General features: G+C 71.7%; 17 protein-coding genes. 15 read left to right on the top strand and 2 right to left on the bottom strand.

The genetic code is table 11. The annotated features are described in order from the left end of the window. The first annotated feature begins 14 nt into the window (after positions 1–14). From LWP59_RS17510 to LWP59_RS17490, 5 genes are all read left to right on the top strand, one after another. A complete protein-coding gene (locus tag LWP59_RS17510; protein WP_144631964.1) occupies positions 15–1,172 on the top strand; it encodes a hypothetical protein in 1,158 nt (385 codons plus the stop codon). A 10-nt stretch (positions 1,173–1,182) separates the two neighbouring features. After that, complete coding sequence (locus LWP59_RS17505) at positions 1,183–2,559, top strand: MFS transporter (protein ID WP_144631967.1); 1,377 nt, start codon at positions 1,183–1,185, stop codon at positions 2,557–2,559. A gap of 43 nt (positions 2,560–2,602) precedes the next feature. Further along, positions 2,603–3,655 (top strand): alcohol dehydrogenase catalytic domain-containing protein, encoded by a 1,053-nt coding sequence (locus LWP59_RS17500; RefSeq protein WP_229857730.1) that lies wholly within the window; start codon positions 2,603–2,605, stop codon positions 3,653–3,655. Further along, a complete protein-coding gene (locus tag LWP59_RS17495; RefSeq protein WP_144631970.1) occupies positions 3,652–4,647 on the top strand; it encodes a CaiB/BaiF CoA transferase family protein in 996 nt (331 codons plus the stop codon). The genes LWP59_RS17500 and LWP59_RS17495 overlap by 4 nt, the downstream gene beginning before the upstream one ends. A 159-nt stretch (positions 4,648–4,806) precedes the next feature. Next, positions 4,807–5,727, top strand: coding sequence for an SAM-dependent methyltransferase (locus LWP59_RS17490; protein WP_144631973.1), 921 nt, complete (start codon positions 4,807–4,809; stop codon positions 5,725–5,727). A 21-nt stretch (positions 5,728–5,748) separates the two neighbouring features. Here the strand turns inward: LWP59_RS17490 and LWP59_RS17485 are convergent, their stop codons facing one another. Further along, on the bottom strand, positions 5,749–6,258 hold the full coding sequence (locus LWP59_RS17485) for a DUF2231 domain-containing protein (RefSeq protein WP_144631974.1): 510 nt from the start codon (positions 6,256–6,258) through the stop codon (positions 5,749–5,751). A gap of 113 nt (positions 6,259–6,371) precedes the next feature. Between LWP59_RS17485 and LWP59_RS17480 the strand changes: the two genes are divergently transcribed. From LWP59_RS17480 to LWP59_RS17460, 5 genes are read left to right on the top strand one after another with little or no spacing between them, the layout of a single operon-like run. After that, positions 6,372–7,691 (top strand): ferredoxin reductase family protein, encoded by a 1,320-nt coding sequence (locus LWP59_RS17480; RefSeq protein WP_229857726.1) that lies wholly within the window; start codon positions 6,372–6,374, stop codon positions 7,689–7,691. Positions 7,692–7,702: 11 nt separating this feature from the next. Next, positions 7,703–8,128 carry an FMN-binding protein gene (locus LWP59_RS17475; protein WP_144631980.1) on the top strand — a complete coding sequence of 142 codons (426 nt, stop codon included), beginning with the start codon at positions 7,703–7,705 and terminating at the stop codon, positions 8,126–8,128. After that, the gene (locus LWP59_RS17470) at positions 8,128–8,856 is read left to right on the top strand and encodes an FAD:protein FMN transferase (RefSeq protein ID WP_144631983.1); all 729 of its coding nucleotides are present in this window, start codon (positions 8,128–8,130) and stop codon (positions 8,854–8,856) included. Before LWP59_RS17475 ends, LWP59_RS17470 begins: the two co-directional genes overlap by 1 nt. Continuing rightward, the gene (locus tag LWP59_RS17465; RefSeq protein WP_144631986.1) at positions 8,853–9,530 is read left to right on the top strand and encodes a response regulator transcription factor; all 678 of its coding nucleotides are present in this window, start codon (positions 8,853–8,855) and stop codon (positions 9,528–9,530) included. Before LWP59_RS17470 ends, LWP59_RS17465 begins: the two co-directional genes overlap by 4 nt. Continuing rightward, positions 9,527–10,735: a sensor histidine kinase gene (locus LWP59_RS17460; RefSeq protein WP_144631989.1), complete on the top strand. Its 1,209-nt coding sequence runs from the start codon at positions 9,527–9,529 to the stop codon at positions 10,733–10,735. Before LWP59_RS17465 ends, LWP59_RS17460 begins: the two co-directional genes overlap by 4 nt. A 37-nt stretch (positions 10,736–10,772) precedes the next feature. On the opposite strand, the gene LWP59_RS17455 is transcribed toward LWP59_RS17460, so the two are convergent. After that, positions 10,773–12,389 carry a DEAD/DEAH box helicase gene (locus tag LWP59_RS17455; RefSeq protein ID WP_144631992.1) on the bottom strand — a complete coding sequence of 539 codons (1,617 nt, stop codon included), beginning with the start codon at positions 12,387–12,389 and terminating at the stop codon, positions 10,773–10,775. Between the two features lie 385 nt (positions 12,390–12,774). Between LWP59_RS17455 and LWP59_RS17450 the strand changes: the two genes are divergently transcribed. The 5 genes from LWP59_RS17450 to LWP59_RS17430 are packed head-to-tail and all read left to right on the top strand — an operon-like array spanning position 12,775 to position 16,579. Next, a complete protein-coding gene (locus LWP59_RS17450; protein ID WP_144631995.1) occupies positions 12,775–13,467 on the top strand; it encodes a GntR family transcriptional regulator in 693 nt (230 codons plus the stop codon). 55 nt (positions 13,468–13,522) lie between these two features. After that, positions 13,523–14,206 (top strand): DUF2848 family protein, encoded by a 684-nt coding sequence (locus LWP59_RS17445; RefSeq protein ID WP_144631998.1) that lies wholly within the window; start codon positions 13,523–13,525, stop codon positions 14,204–14,206. Then, positions 14,206–15,651, top strand: a complete 1,446-nt coding sequence (locus tag LWP59_RS17440; protein ID WP_144632001.1) for a 4-hydroxyphenylacetate 3-hydroxylase family protein — start codon at positions 14,206–14,208, stop codon at positions 15,649–15,651. Before LWP59_RS17445 ends, LWP59_RS17440 begins: the two co-directional genes overlap by 1 nt. Positions 15,652–15,680: 29 nt before the next feature. Continuing rightward, entirely contained in the window at positions 15,681–16,025 is a 345-nt protein-coding gene (locus LWP59_RS17435) for a cupin domain-containing protein (protein WP_144632004.1), read from the top strand. A 23-nt stretch (positions 16,026–16,048) separates the two neighbouring features. Continuing rightward, entirely contained in the window at positions 16,049–16,579 is a 531-nt protein-coding gene (locus LWP59_RS17430; RefSeq protein WP_144632006.1) for a flavin reductase family protein, read from the top strand. The last annotated feature ends 77 nt before the right edge of the window (positions 16,580–16,656 follow it).

Raw genomic sequence — 16,656 nt, 5'->3', positions numbered from 1 at the left:
AGAAAGGCGAGCACATGAGCGGCCACCCCGGCCTCAGCGCGGACGACGAGCACTTCGCCGAGCAGTTCCCGCTGTCCCCGCTCGACGACTTCCTGGTCCACCAGACCCCGGACCCGGTCCGGGTCATGTGGACCGGTGACCCGCGGGCCTACGAGCGCTACTGGATGGTCTCCCACGACGCCAGCAGCGACGTCGTGGTAGCCACCGGCGGCAGTTTCTACCCGAACCTCGACCGCGCCGAGGCCTACGCGATCGTCAACGTGCGCGGGCGGCACACCGCCGTGCGCAGCTTCCGCCGGATCGGCGCGGACCGCGCCGACCTGAAGATCGGTCCGATCGCCCCGGTCATCGTGCGCGGCCTGCGCGAGTGGCGCTATGTGCTCGAACCCAACGAATGGGGCATCGCGTACGACCTCACCTTCACCGACACCACCCGTCAGGTCTTCCGCGAGCCGCTCTCGAACTCGGCCGCGGGCACCCCGCCGGGCCGCCGCAACGACGTCACCAGCGGATTCGAGTGCTTCGGCGAGGTCACCGGCTGGGTCGAGGTCGACGGCGAACGGATCACCCTCTCCCCCGGTTCCGCCGGCACGCGGGACCGCCACTGGGGAACCGGGCGCGGCGTCGGCGGCCCCGCGATGTCGCTGGGCGGGCGGCTGCACGTGGGCACCAACGGCAACGCCTTCGTCGCCTTCGACGACTGGACGATCTGGGGCGACCGCCTCTACTACCCCTTCGGCGACGAACGCAAGGGCTGCGCGAAGGTCCTCAAGCCCACCCGGCGCCTGCGGTTCGAGCCCGACACCCAGGTGTTCGCCGAGGGCGTCGTGGACTACCGCTTCGACACGGGCGAGAAGGCCCAGCTGCACTACGAGAAGATCGGCCAGCAGACCGCCTACCTGCGGTGCGGCATGTACGGCGGGACCCCCGGCGGCGACATCCACCAGGGCGGCTACGACGGCCCGGACATGACCGAGGGCGAGACGCTCGACCTCACCCGCCCCGAAACCCGCATCGGCGTCCGCGGGCTCGACGAACACCTCTGCCGGGTCACCCGAGACGACGGCACCAGCGTCCTGGGGATCTACCAGACCATCGACCCGGTGGCCTACGAGGCCTGCGTGTCCCGACGGCGCGGCTGGGACTTCCTTCAGCACTCGGTCATCAGGTGAGGAGACAACGATGTCCACCCCGGTTCCCACATCCGCCGACCAACGGCGGATCGCGTTCGCCTGCGTCATCGGCAACTTCATGGAGTACTTCGACTTCGCCGTCTACGGCTTCTTCGCCGCGTCGATCGGGGCGAAGTTCTTCCCCTCCGGGAACGCCACCTCCGAGCTGCTGCAGTCCCTCGCGGTGTTCGGGGTGGCGTTCCTGCTGCGCCCCGTCGGCGGTGTGCTGCTCGGCTGGATCGGTGACCGGCTCGGCCGGCGGACGGCGCTCTCGATCAGCATCACGGTGATGGGGATCGCGACCGCCCTCATCGGATTGCTGCCCGGCTACGACGTCCTCGGGGTCGCCGCCCCGGTGCTGCTGGTGCTGCTGCGCTGTGTGCAGGGGCTGTCGGTCGGCGGCGAGTGGGGCGCGAGCTCAGCGTTCCTCATCGAGACGGCCGGTCCGGGTCTGCGCGGCCAGCGTGGCAGCTACCCGTCGATGGCCGCCGCACTGGGGTTCATCGCGGGGTCGCTGTTCGCGCTGGTCCTGGCCGCGCTGCTGACCGCAGGCCAGCTCGGGAGCTGGGGGTGGCGGATCCCGTTCCTGGTCGCCGCCCCGCTTGCCGCCCTCGGGCTCTACATCCGCCGCCGGCTCGAGGACACCCCGGTCTTCCGGCAGATCGAGCAGGACGCCGAGCGCCCGCGTGCCCGGCTGCGGGACTCCTTCGACCTCCGGCAGTGGCGGCCGCTGCTGATCACCTTCGCGTTCTCGCTGATCTGCGGCGTGGGGCTGTACTACCTGACCTCCTACCTGGTCACCTTCCTCTCCACCACGGTGAAGCTCCCCAAGGTCGAGGCCGCCCTGCTCACCGCCATCGGCCTGGCGGTCTACGCCGTGCTGTGCCCGATCGCCGGACGGCTCTCGGACCGCTTCGGACGCCGTCGTACCATCCTGTTGGGCTGCGTGGGCCACGTGGTGCTCGCCGTGCCGATGTTCATGCTGTTGTCGACCGGCAACGTCGCCCTGATCCTGCTGGCGTTCGTGATCTACGCGATCATCCAGGCGCCGATCAACGCCAACACGTCGCTCGTGATGATCGAGCTGTTCCCGGCGTCGACCCGGCTGACGAGCGGTTCGCTGGGCTTCAACCTCGGCGTCGGCCCGCCCTCCGGTTTCGGCCCCCTCGTCGCCGCGGCGCTGGTCGCGGGTACCGGGTTGGACTTCTCGCCGGGATTCTTCCTCGCCGGGGTGTCCCTGTTCAGCCTGATCGTCCTGTTCCTCATGATGCCCGAGACAGCGGGCCGCAATCTCCTGCTCGAGCACGATGCCGTCCAGGACCGCCGGCTGGCCGTGCTGAACGCCGGGCAGGAATCCCGCCGCGGACAACACGATGTGGCGCGCTGACACCGCCGTCGGTGGCAGCCGTCCTCACGACTGGAGACAGACCATGACCACGCCCAGCCCGCCCGACCGGATGCGCTGCATCGCGCTCGACGGGACGGGGGCGCCCGACGTCCTCGTCCCGGGCGTCCGCCCGGTCCCGCAGCCGGGGCCCGGCGACCTGCTGATCCGGGTCCGGGCGTGCGGAGTGTGCGGGCACGACCTGCTCGCCCGCCGTGGCCGGCTCTCGGCGGGCCGGGGCACCGTGCTCGGGCACGAGATCGCGGGCGAGGTCGTCGGTGTCGGCGTGGAGGTGACGGACGATCTGCTGCACCGCAGGGTCGCGCTCGTCCAGCGCATCCCCTGCGGGCACTGCCCGGAGTGCGCGGCCGGGCTCACCACGCTGTGCCGGGAAGGCCCGGGCTTCTACGGTGACGACATCCCCGGGGGGTACTCCGAGTACGTCCTCGCCACGCCGGCCAACGTGGTGCCGGTCCCCGACTCCGTCCCGGACGTCGCCGCCGCGATCCTGTCCTGCGCGGTGGGCACCGGGCTGCGCGCCCTGCGACGCGCCGGCACCCGGGCGGGAGACCTCGTGGTCGTGACCGGGGCCGGCGGCGGGGTCGGCGTCCACGCCGTGCAGCTCGCCCACCATTTCGGGGCCACGGTCGTCGCGCTGACCGGGTCGCCCGCGAAGGAGAAGGCGCTGCTCGACCTGGGCGCCGACGCCGTGCTCGTCTCCCCGGACGTCCGTGCTGTCCGGGACTGTGTCCGTGACCTGGGCGGCCGGCGCGGTGCGGACGTGGCGATCGAGCTGACCGGCGGCCCGACCTTCCCCCTCGCCCTGCGCGCGCTCGGCCCCAGGGGGCAGCTGGTCCTGGTCGGCAACACCGAGCCGGCCACGCTGCCGCTGGAACCAGGCCTGTCGATCCTCAAGGAGCTCACCATCCACGGATCCGCCCACGCCGACACGACCGACCTCGCCGCCGCCGTCGAACTCGTCGCCTCGGGCGCCGTGACGCCCGTCGCGGCCCAGACCTGGCCGCTCGATGAGGCGGCCCGAGCCCACGAGGCCGTCGAACGCCGCAAGGTGACCGGGCGGGCGGTGCTGGTCCCGTGAGCGCCCCACTGCACGGCATGCGGGTGCTCGACCTTAGCCAGCAGCTGCCCGGCCCCTACGCCACCTTGCTTCTCGCCGCGCTCGGCGCCGAAGTCACCAAGATCGAACCACCGGCCGGGGACGCCGCCCGCCACCTCGATCCCGAGATGTTCGAGAACGCCAACGCGGGCAAGACCAGCGTGGTGCTGGACCTGAAGACGGACGAGGACCGCCGGCGCCTGCACGAGCTGGTCCGCGGACACGACGTGTTCGTCGAGGGCTTCCGGCCCGGGGTAGCCGCCCGGCTCGGCTGCGACGCCGAAACGCTGCACGCGATCCGGCCACGGCTGGTCTACTGCTCGATCAGCGGTGCCGGGCAGACCGGCCCGCTCGCCCGCCACCCCACCCACGACATCTCCCTGCAGGCGATGGCAGGGGTCCTCACCGACGGCGGCGACGTGACCCGCATCGGGGTGCCCTGGGTCGACCTGGCCACCGGGAGCTCCGCGGCGCTCGCGATCACCGCGGCCTGGCACGCCGGGGAGGGCTGCCACCTCGACCTGAGCATGCTCGACGCCGCGGTGGCCTGGGCCAGGGTCAAACCCTCGGCACTGGAACCGGGCCCGGAACCCACCTACGGCACCCTCCGCACCGCCGACGGCGGCCGCGTGGTGATCGCCCTGCTCGAGGACGCGATGTGGGCGCGTCTCTGCGTGGCGCTCGGCTGGACCGACTGGGCCACCGAGCCCGGGCTGGCGGCCTACGGCGACCGCAGGCGCCGGGGGGCGGAGATCCGGGACAGACTCGAACGGGACGTGGCACGGCTGACCGTGGCCGAAGTGGTCGCCCTCGCCGAGAAGCACGACCTGCCTCTCGGCCCCGCCGATGCCACCGCGGACCCGGCCGCCCGGGAGCAGATCGGGCTGCGCTTCCCGGCGGATGGCGGGCCGAGCTGCCTGCCGCTGCCGGCGGCCCTGCTTCGCCCGCTCGCGCCCGCTCCGCCCCGGCGATGAGACGGGCTCGTTCGATCCACCGGGGACGTCGTGCTGCGGCCTGGGACACCTCGGCACCGCATCCTGGGCGGCGTGCGCACCTCGAAGGTGGAACTGACGCGACTGGCAAGACGACGGAAAACCGAAGGTGCGACGGATGCAGGAAAGTCAGGGCAGAAGATGAGTTCCTCCAGACACGACGGGGACACCTGGGACCTGGCGTCCAGCGTCGGCGCGACCGCCACCATGGCCGCGGCCGCCCGGGCGATAGCGACCCGCGCGGATCGTTCGCTCATCGACGACCCGTTCGCCGAACCGCTCGTCCGGGCGGTCGGCGTGGACCTCCTCACCCGGCTGGCGACGGGCGAAGTGCCCCCCGACGGCTTGGTCGAGCAGGTATTCATCGACGTGGCCAAGGTACGTGCCAAGTTCTACGACGAGTTCTTCCTCGATGCGACGAACGCGGGCGTCGCGCAGGTCGTGATCCTGGCCTCGGGGCTGGGTTCCCGCGCGTACCGGCTGCCCTGGCCGACCGGGACCGTGGTGTACGAGCTCGACCAGCCGCAGGTCATCGAGTTCAAGACCCGCACACTGGCGGAGCTGGGCGCGGCGCCCACCGCCGACCGGAGAGTGGCCGCGGCCGATCTGCGCGACGATTGGCCCACCGCCCTGCGCACCGCCGGATTCGAGCCGGCCCGGCCGACCGCGTGGAGCGCCGAAGGCCTGCTGGGCTATCTGCCGCCCGAGGCGCAGGACCGCCTGCTGGACACCATCACCGAACTCAGCGCGCCGGGAAGCCGGGTGGCCACCGAAAGCAGGCCCAACCCGCAACCGGGCGAGGAGGACAAGACGAAGGAAAGCCTGCACCGCATCTCCGAACGCTGGCGTGCGCACAGTTTCGCTCCCGACATGACGAGGCTGCGCTATTTCGGTGCGCGCAACGAGGCGGCTCCCTACCTGGCGGACCGCGGCTGGGCGCTGGAGGGAATCACCATCCGGGACCTGCTCGCCGCCAACGACCTTCCGCCCCTCGAAGACGACTACATGCGCATGGGCGACATGCTCTACGTCGGCGGCGCCCTCGGCAAGACCACGAAGTAGCACCGGCCGCTCGCCATCGCCTCAGCCCGCACCGCCCTGGTGCTGTGGAGCGGTGTACTGCACGCCGCTCCAGGCGGCGCGGGCTCCGGAGTCACCGATCCGCACGACCTGCACCACGGACACCGCGGCGAGTCCGATGGTGAGGACCATGAGCACCGGCACCAGCGCGCGCATCGGACGCCGAGCCGCGCCGGGCGCCTCCCGCGGCGGGCGCCGGGCGAACCACACCAGGGCCGTGAGCACCACCAGCAACGCGGCGACGAAGATCAGCAGCTGATCGCCGAGGTGCGCGTGCTGGCGGATCAGCGCGGTGGGGACCAGGCGGTCCCGCAGGTCCTCGCCGCTGCTGGTCGCGATGGGGATGCACGCGGTCGCGGCAGCGGTGACGCCGACGGCGACCCAGCCGTAGCGGCGGCGCGCGGCCGGCCACACCGTGACAGTGAGGGCGGCCAGCACGGACAGCGGCACCAACACGACCACAGCGTGCACGACCAGTACGTGCAGCGGCAGGCCGGAGATGAAGACAGGCATCGAGCTCCCGTTCGTGCGATGGACACGGCAGAGCCTGCCGGGAGTTCCTGGGAGCTTTCTTGGAGCGGGGCTCTCCAAAATTTCACCCAGAAACGGCGCCGAGACTGGGCTTCGTGAACGCGAGATGGTGGTTGTTCGCGCTGCTGGGGCTCAACGCGGCGTGGGTCACCGACCTGTTCGTCCTGGGCCACGAGCTCAGCGCGCCCGGCGGGATGCTGACCGCGCTGGGCCGCCTCACCGGTCTCTACGGCGCGCTCGCGCTGGTCCTCCAGCTGGTGCTGATCTCACGGCTGCCCTGGCTGGAGAGCCGCCTGGGGCTCGACCGGCTGACGTTGTGGCACCGGTGGACGGGCTTCTGGGTGCTGTGGCTGCTCGTCGCGCACGTCGTGTTCATCGTTCTCGGTTACGCGGGACAAGACGGCTCACCGGTGCTCGCCGAGATGGGCACGCTCGTGTTCCACACCCAGGACGTGCTACTGGCGACGATCGCGTTCGTCCTGCTCGTCGCGGTCGGTGTGACCTCGGCGCGCGCGGCGCGAAGGCGGTTGCGCTACGAGTCATGGCACCTCGTCCACCTGCTCGCCTACCTCGCGGTGGTGCTCGGGTTCCTGCACCAGGTCACCGTCGGCCAGGACTTCACCGGCGCGCCCCTCGGCCGCCTGTACTGGTGGACGCTCTACGGCGCGGCGCTCGGCCTCGTCGCGGTGTCCCGGATCGGGCTGCCGCTCGCGCGGAACCTGCGGCACCGGCTGCGCGTGGAGTCGGTGGTACGAGAAGCCGACGATGTCGTGTCGCTGGTGATCACCGGCCACGCACTCGACGCCCTGCCGGCGCGGGCCGGGCAGTTCTTCCTGTGGCGTTTCCTCACCCCCGCCCACTGGTGGGAGGCGCATCCCTACTCGCTGTCCGCGATGCCCGACGGGCGCCGCCTGCGGATCACGGTCAAGGCGCTCGGTGACGGCAGCGGGTGGCTGCAGCACGTCCGGCCAGGCACCCGGGTGTTCGCCGAGGGTCCGTATGGCGCGTTCACCGCGCAACGCCGCACGCGGCGCCGGGTGCTGCTGATCGCCGGCGGCGTCGGGGTGACACCGGTGCGGGCGCTGCTGGAGGAGTTCGCCCGCCAACGCGACGACATCGCCCTGATCTACCGGGCGAGTACCGCCGACAGCGCCGTGCTCGCCGACGAGCTGCGGCGGCTGGCCTCCCGGTGCAGCGCCCGCATGTTCCTCGTCCTCGGGCCGTCCACCGGGGTCGGCCGCTTCGGCCCGGTGCTGGGCCCCCGGCACCTCCACGCGATGGTGCCCGACGTCCGCCGCCGCGACGTCTACCTGTGCGGGCCGCCCGGGATGACGGACGCGGTCCGGCGCACGCTCACCGAACTGGCCGTGCCCGCGGAGCAGTGCCACACCGAACGCTTCGCCTTCGCCGCGTGAATGGAGCCCTGATGCGCAGAACCCTCGTCGTGGCGCTGCTGGGCATCGCAGCCGCCCTGCCGTTGCTGCGTTACCAATCGACGCACGCCCTCGTGCAACCCCTCGCGTCCCCGGCGCCTCCTGCCGCCCCGTCCACCTCCTCCGCCCCACCGGTCCCCGGTGGACAGCCGGTTGTGGACGGTCCGGTGGTCGACAGCGACTACGGCCCCTACCAGGTCCGCGTGACCTTCACCGGTACCCGGATCGCCGATGTCGCCCTGATCGACGAACCCGGCGACCGGCACAGCCAGCGCATCGCAAACGCCGCCGCGCCGACGCTGCGCGAGGAAGTCCTGCAGGCGCAGAGCGCGCACATCGACACCGTCTCCGGCGCCACCGCGACCAGCGACGCCTACGCCCAGTCCCTGCAGGGCGCCTTGGACGCGAAGGGGCATTGATGCGTCTGGTGCGCCAGATCATGGGCCTGCCCATCTCACTCGACCTTCCGCGTGGCGAGGTGGACGCCGCCGAGCAGGCGTTCGCCTGGCTGCACGAGGTGGACCGGCGGTTCAGCCCGTTCCGCGACCACAGCGAGGTCGCCCGGTTCGATCCCGCCGGGCCGCACAGCGCCGAGATGGGAGAGATCCTGGAGTTGTGCCGGACCTACGAACGGCTGACCGGCGGAGCCTTCCGCGCCCGCTTGCCCGGGCGCGGTTTCGATCCTTCCGGCGTCGTCAAAGGCTGGGCGGCGCAGCGCGCGGCCGACCTCCTGCGTGCCGCCGGGGTGGCCGAGTTCTGCCTCAACGCCGGTGGTGACGTGATCGCGACGGGCCGCACCTGGTCGGTCGGCATCCGCCACCCCGACCAGCCGATGGCGGTGTGCGCCGTGCTCGCGGTCCGGGACCTCGCCGTCGCGACCTCCGGCAGCTACGAACGCGGCGAGCACATCATCGACGGCCGCACCGGACTTCCCGCGCGCGAGCTGGTCAGCCTCACCGTCGTCACCGCAGACCTCACCACCGCCGACGCCGTCTCCACAGCCGCCTTCGCCCTCGGTCGCGACGGGATCGCCTGGGCGGCGGCCCAGCCTGGCTGCCTGGTGCACGCCATCGACGCCGGACGCCGGGTGCACCGCTCGCCCGCGCTGGCCGACCTGCTGGTCCCACCAGGCACAATGGCGTCATGAACGGCCCGGAGACGGCCCCACGGGTACTGGTGGTCGAGGACGACCCGCAGCTGCTGGCCATGCTCACCCGGCTGCTGGCCGAGGAGGGCTACGAGGTCGACGAGGCCGCCGACGGCCAGCGCGGCCTCCACCTGGGACTCACCCGCGGCTACGACGTGCTGCTGCTCGACCGCGGGCTGCCCGCCGTCGACGGGCTGGACCTGCTCGCGCGGCTGCGCGGCCGCGGGGTGGTGACACCCACGCTGATCCTCTCCGCACTCGGCAACCCCGCCGACCGCGTGGTCGGGCTCGACGCCGGCGCCGAGGACTACCTCGCGAAACCGTTCGACATCGACGAGTTGCTCGCGCGGCTGCGTGCCCTGCGCCGTCGGCACCTGGACACCGCGCGCGCCCTGCCGCTGCCCGGCGGCCGGCTCGATCTCGACACGCGCCTGGTCAGCCGGGACGGTGCCGAACCGGTCCGGCTGTCCGAACGGGAGTCCGCCCTGCTCGCGCTGCTCGCGACCCGTCCCCGGCACGTGTTCTCCCGAGACCGTCTGCTGTCGCTGGTGTTCGACGACGCCGAGCACGAGGCCGTGGTCGACACCTACGTCCACTACCTCCGGCGCAAGCTCGGCCGCAAGATCATCGACACCGTGCGCGGACGCGGATACCAGCTCGGCCGGGCCGCGTGAGCCACGGCACGTCCGTCCCCGAAGCCAGGCTGCTCCGCCGCACCGCGCTGGCCGCCGGTCTGCAGTCGGCGCTGGCGGTGGCGATCACCGTCGGCGTGCTGTGCGGTGTCTCGGTGCTCATGGTGCTGCGCAGTCAGGAAGCCGAGCAGAGCACCATGCTCACCACCACCGTGGAGCGGACCGATGACGTCACCGACCCACCGGCGGGCGTGTGGCTGGCCATCGAACGCGGCGGGCGTCTCGACATCGGGCCCGGGTTGCCGCCCGGAGCCCTGGATCGCGGGGCGATCGCCGCGACCGAGGCCGACGGTGCATCGCGTACGTCCGATATTTCGGTGCAGCACGGCGAATACCGGACGCTGACCCAACGGCGCGGCGACGAAGTCGTGCAGGCCGTGCTCGACCTGCGCCCGGCACACGTCGAGCGTGGACGCCTGCTCAAGGCCCTGCTGGTGACCGGTACGGTGGGCCTGGTACTCGCCGCCGCCGCAGGCGTGTGGTCCGGCCGGCGCGCGCTCGTGCCCCTGGCAACCGCACTGTCCCTGCAGCGCCGGTTCGTCGCCGACGCCGGGCACGAGCTGCGCACCCCGCTCACCCTCCTCAGCACCCGGGCCCAGCTCCTGCAACGCCACGCCGCGAACACCCCGCTCAAGTCCGAAGTGGACGAACTCGTCAGCGACACCCGCCAGCTCACCGATATCCTCGAGGACCTCCTGCTTGCCGCCGACCCTCGCCAGGACCACCCGCACGAGCGAGTCGACCTCACCAGCGTCGTCCGGGACGCCGTGTCCGCCGCGCGCCCCGCCGCCACAGAACAAGGCGTCGACCTCGATCTTGCCGACAGCGCACCTGCCCCCGTCGCCGGCGCGGCGGTAGCCCTGCGGCGCGCCGTGACCGCGTTGCTCGACAACGCACTACGCCACGCCCGCAGCAGCGTGACCATCGCCGTGCACCCGTCCGCCAAACACGTCACGCTCACGGTCACCGACGACGGCCCCGGCATCGACCCCGCGATCATGCCGACCCTGTTCGCCCGCTTCGCCTCCGGTCCAGCCGAAGTGACCGGCCGGCGCCGCTACGGACTCGGGCTCGCCCTGGTCAGCGAAATCACCGCCCGCCACGGCGGGACGGTCTCCGCGCAGAACGCACCGACCGGTGGCGCCGTCCTGCGCCTCACCCTCCCCACCGGTGCTGATCAGCGGTAGGAGGAGCCGGTCCCCGGCACGAGCAGTCTGGGGGCGGTCAGCGGGAGCGGCGGGAACCGGCGCGGGCGCCGGCCGAGAAAGCGGCGACACCGCCGCGGCGGGCGGGAGCACCACCGGCGGATTTCTGGCCCGACTGGGACTTCGCGGCACCGGAGCGGCGCGGCTCGGACTCGCCGGCACCGCCACGGGCCTGGCCATTCCGAGACGTGCCGGACTTCCCGGCACCACCCTCGCGACGTCCGGCGCCGTCGGCCGAGCGGCGGCCCTGACCGGCGGACGCGCCACGGTTCTCGTCGGTCCGGGACTGACGGGACCGGCCTTCCGCGGCACCACGCCGGGCGTCACGGGCACCACCGGGCGCGCCCCGGCCGCGGCCACCGCGGCCCCGGCCGGTCGTGCGGTCCTCGTCACGCGACGGCGCCGCGCCCTTCGCGGTGGGCTTCTTCGACCGCGTCTCCACGGTCGGCCGCCGCGGCGGCGCGGTGAACGCCCGCTCCCCCGGCGCCAGCTCGGACAGCAGCGGGTGGCCGGGGCCGAGCTGCGTCGTGGTCGGCTTGATTCCCGCCTTGCGGGTCAGGTCGCGGACGTCGGCGACCTGCTCGTCGGTCATCAGGGTGACCACGGTGCCCGACGCCCCGGCTCGCGCCGTGCGCCCGGACCGGTGCAGGTACGCCTTGTGCTCGACCGGCGGGTCCGCGTGGATGACGAGCGTGACGTCGTCGACGTGGATGCCGCGGGCCGCGATGTCGGTCGCCACCAGCGTCTCCACCGCTCCGGACGAGAACGCCTCCAGGTTGCGCGTCCGCGCCGTCTGCCCGAGGTTGCCGTGCAGTTCGACGGCCGGGACGCCGGAGGCGAGGAGCTTGCGCGTCAACTGCTTCGCGCGGTGCTTCGTCCGGGTGAACACGAGCGTGCGGCCGGGCGCCGCGGTGAGATCGACCAGCACCGGCAGCCGGTGGGTCTCCTCCAGGTGCAGCACGTGGTGCGTCATGGTCGACACCGGCGACCGCGCCGGGTCCACGCTGTGCGTGACCGGGTCGTTCATGAAGCGCTTGACCAGCACATCGACCCCCGCGTCGAGGGTGGCGGAGAACAGCAGCCGCTGGCCGCCCGCGGGAGTGGCCGCCATGATGCGCCGGACTTCGGGCAGGAAGCCGAGGTCGGCCATGTGGTCGGCCTCGTCGAGCACGGTGATCTCGACGGCGTCGAGCCCCACCGCACCCGAACGCATGTGGTCGGCCAGCCGCCCCGGGCAGGCGACGACGATGTCGACGCCGCCACGCAGCCGGGAGATCTGGGGGTTGGCGCTGACCCCGCCGAAGATCGTGGTGACCTCGAGGCCGAGCGGCTTGGCCAGCGGCAGGATCGAGCTCTCGATCTGGGTGGCCAGCTCGCGGGTCGGCGCGAGGATCAGCGCACGCGGGCGGCCGGAACGGCGCCGCACCGGGGCGGCCGCGAGCCGGGCCAGCACGGGCAGCACGAAACCGTAGGTCTTGCCGGAGCCGGTGCGGCCGCGGCCGAGGACGTCCCGGCCCGCGAGCGAATGCGGCAGCGTGGCGGCCTGGATGGGGAACGGGCTGGTGACGCCCTGCCCGGCCAGCGCGTCGGCAAGTGTCTTGGGCAGACCGAGTTCGGTGAAAGTAGGTGTGCTCATAAGCAGTTGTGGACGCGGGGCGCCCTGAATCTCCGTAAGTAGAGGGGTTGTCCTGCCCGGCGCGGACCTGGTCGGCCGCGGCGCGTGGTAGTCGACAACAGAACGCGGCCCGAGGCAGAACTGGGCGGACCGCGTGATCACTGTACCTGAAGCCCGTCCGGTGGCGTGCGTGATGTCGCCCGGACCACATTTCGGCCTGCTACGCGGCTTCACGCCCGCCCGCGCACGACCTCGCTTCGGTCTCGCCGGCGGGGTGGTCGCTGCGCGACCGTCACGCTCCGGTGTTTCCGCTGGTGAACGCCTCGGACCCGGCTCCCGAACTATAAACAGGAGTAATGGCCGACGCCCTTGTGACGGTCATATGCCGACTGTATACATGATGTTCATGAGCGGTCTACGAGAAAAAACGTGGAGCGGTTCGGCCAAGGAGCTGACCTACCGCTGGCTCAAACAGCACATCGCGGAGCTCCCCCGTGACGGCGGTACCTTCCTGACCGAGTCGGAGGTCGCCGAGGCCGCCGGGACCTCGAGAACCCCGGTGCGCGAGGCGTTGTTGCGGCTGGAAGCCGAGGGTTTCCTGCGGATCGTGCCCAAGAAGGGGGCATTCGTCCCGCCGATTTCGGACGCCGAGGTCCGGGCGGTCATGCAGGCGCGCGAACTGGTCGAGCACTGGTGCGTGAGCAGGGTCGTGCCCGCCTCCGAGCAGCTGCTCGTGACGCTGCGCGAGCTGGTCGCCGAGCAGGAGCAGCTCATCGACGACCCGGTCGGCTTCATCGAGCGCGATCGCGCCTTCCACCGGGCCATCGTGCAGCGGGCGGAGAACCCGGTGCTCGCGGAGTTCTACGAGTCATTGCGGGAGCGGCAGGTCCGGATGGGCCTGCGGGCCGTGGCGAGCGACGGCAACCGGGCCCGCACCGTGCTGGCCGAACACTCCGCCATCGTGACCGCGCTGGGCTCCGGGGACCCGCAGCAGGCCTACGACGCGCTGGCCACCCATCTGTCCAGCACGATGGTCGCCCTGCACCTGCCCGGTCCCACGAATCTTCCGGACCTCCGGTCGATCGCGGGGCTGTCGTGAGGATCGCGCTCGTCCGGCACCGTCCACACCGGACCCGTAGCACAGAGGAAGTGACATGCCCGCGAACAGAGCACTGCCGGTCCACGTCGCCGGTACCGGTGAACGCCTGACCATCGAGCCGGAGCGGCTGGTCGTGGCCGGGTACACCGCCAAGGACGAGGCGGCCGTGCGAGCCCACATCGCCGAGCTGGCCGACATCGGGGTGCCGCCGCCGTCGAGCGTCCCCGCGTTCTACGACCTGGACCCCGCCCTGCTCACCGCCGACGCGGTGGTCGAGGTCGGTGGCCGCAAGACCTCGGGAGAGGTCGAGCCGGTGGTGATCCGCCACGGCGGCCGGTACTTCCTCGGCGTCGGCTCCGACCACACCGACCGCGAGCTGGAACGCGAAGACGTCGCCGGTTCGAAGGCCGCGTGCCCGAAACCGCTCGGCAGCGTCGTGGCGGACGCCGGAACCGATCTCTCCGAGGTGGACTGGGACCGGCTGCTCGCCGGTTCCACTGTGGACGGCCGACCTTACCAGGAGGGAAGCGTGTCCACCCTGCGCCATCCCGCCGAGCTGGTCGAGCGCATGAACGCGGTGCTCGACGTCCCCTGCACGGTCGACCTGGTGCTGTACTGCGGCACTCTGCCTTTGCCCGGCGGGGAGTTCGTCTACGGCAGTGCATGGCGGGTCCAGCTGGAACTGCCCGGCGGACACACCCTGGCCCACGCTTACGAGACCAGGACGAGGAGGCTGTGATGCGCACCGGTAAGGACTACCTGGCGGCATTGGACGACTCGCGCCGGGTGTATCTCGACGGGCACGCGGTGACCGACGTCGCGCACCACCCGGCGTTCGCCCCGATCGCCCGGACGATCGCGGAGCTGTTCGACCTCGCCGCCGACCCGGCCTCGGCGATGGCCGTCACCGACCCGGCGAGCGGCACCACGGTGAACCGGCTGTTCGCCACGCCCACCAGCCGCGAAGACCTGGTCGGCTACCGCGAGGCCGCGACGACCTGGGCACGGCACACCCACGGCTGGGTCGGCCGCAGCCCCGATCACGTGGGTGCCTTCGTCGCCGCGTTCGGGTCCCACCCCGAAGCCTTCGCGCGGGAAGAGCACGATTTCGCGGCGAACGCCCGCGCCTTCCAGGAGCGCGTGCTCGCCGAGAACAGCTACGTCTCCTACGCGATCATCCCGCCACAGGTCTCCCGGGCCACGACGGCGCACGCCTGGGAGGGCGAGCTGATCCAGGCGGGCGTCGCGGAGGAACGCCCGGACGGCATCGTCATCCGCGGCGCCCAGATGCTGGCCACCGGAGGCGCGGTGGCCGACGAGATCTTCGTGTCCTGCATCAAACCGCTCGGCCCGGAGGACAGAGACTTCGCGATCGGGTTCGTGGTTCCCGTCGCCGCGGATGGCCTGAAACTGTACTGCCGCAGGCCGTACGCACCCGCCGCGACCAGCAGCTACGACTACCCCTTGACCAGCCGGTACGACGAGACCGACGCGCTGCTGGTCTTCGACGACGTCTTCGTCCCGTGGGACCGCGTGCTGGTCTACCGCGATGTCGCGGGCCTGCGCCGCCAGTTCTTCGACACCGGTGCCCACGTGCTCGGCAACTGGCAGGCGCAGATCCGCTTCATGGTGAAGCTGCAGTTCCTGGCCGGGCTGGCGCGCAAGGTCGCCGCGGTGAACGGCGTCGACAGGATTCCGGGCGTTGTCGAGAAACTCGGCGAGCTGGCCAGCCTGGCGTCCATCGTGGAGTCTGCGGTGCTGGCCGCGGAGTACACGGCCGCTCCCGATGAGCAGGGCATGTGGCGCCCCGGCGCGCGGGCGGTGTACGGGGCGATGGGCATGCAGGCCGAGCTGTACCCGAGGGTGCTGGCGATCCTGCGGGACCTGGTCGGCGGCGGTGTGCTCCAGGTGCCCTCGAGCGTCGCCGACCTGACGAGCCCGGAGACCCGGCCGGACATCGACCGCTACGTGCAGAGCCCGGGCGCGCCCGCCGAGGAACGGGTGAAACTGTTCAAACTCGCCTGGGACGCGGTGGGCAGCGAGTTCGGCGGCAGGCATCACCAGTACGAGATGTTCTACGCGGGCGCGCCCTTCGTGGTGAAGGGCTATGCCTTCCGCAACTACGGCTTCGACGGTCCGGTCGGCGAGGTCGAGCAGTTCCTCGCGAGCTACGGTGCCGCCTGAACACGGAAACAACTGGAGTTGGTCGACTGATGAGCAAGCCCGAGTACGAGTTCTTCCCCGTCGACGAGGTCGGCTTCACCGTGTGCCCCGGCGACGATCCGAAGATCACCGAGCGCGTCCTCGCCAAGGACCCCGAAGCCGGGGTGGCCACCCGGATCCTGCGGTACGAGCCGGGAGCCGATTCCACGCCGATGGGCGTGCAGCGGCACGACTTCTGGGAGGAGGTCTACATCATCGACGGCTCGTTCACCGACCTCACCCTCGGCCAGACCTTCACGGCCGGCATGTACGCCTGCCGCCCGCCGGGTATGCCGCACGGCCCCTGGCGCACCGACGAGGGTGTCCTCACCTTCGAGGTCCGGTACCGCGCCTGACCCCGCCACCCGTGGAGCCCGCAATGGTCCAGAACCCAGCACCCGCCACGTTCTATGTCGACGCACCAGCGATGCGGCGCACGATCGGCCACTTCGCCACCGGGGTCGCCGTGGTGACGACGTGCACCGAAGGCACGCCGCACGGCATGACGGTCAACTCGCTGACGTCCGTTTCGCTCGAACCGCCGCTGCTGCTGGTCTGCCTCACCATCGGCGCCCGCAGCACCGGTGCGGTCAGCGAAGCGGGCCGGTTCGCCGTGAACATCCTGTCCGCGCGGCAGGAACACCTCGCCCTGCGCTTCGCGAAGCGTGGCGAGGACCATTTCGCCAACCTCGAGGTGACCTACGGGCAGCACGGCGTCCCGATCATCCCGGACGCCTTCGCACACCTGGAATGCCTGGTGGAACGGGAGCTCGTGGCCGGTGACCACCTCGTGGTCATCGGGCGCGTCATCAGGGTGTGCGAACGCGACGGTGAGCCGCTCGGCTTCCTCGGTGGAAGATTCAGCGACGTCGCCGTACGCGGGAACGAACCCACGCACTGGTTCTTCTGACAGCAGGACCTCGGGCCGAAGCCGCCCCGGATCGCTCTCGTCGTGCGGACAGCAGACGTACCGGAGGAAGGGATGGG

Source organism: Amycolatopsis acidiphila, assembly GCF_021391495.1.
GTDB classification, from domain to species: Bacteria; Actinomycetota; Actinomycetes; order Mycobacteriales; family Pseudonocardiaceae; genus Amycolatopsis_E; species Amycolatopsis_E acidiphila.
This window is presented reverse-complemented; position numbering and strand designations above follow the sequence as displayed.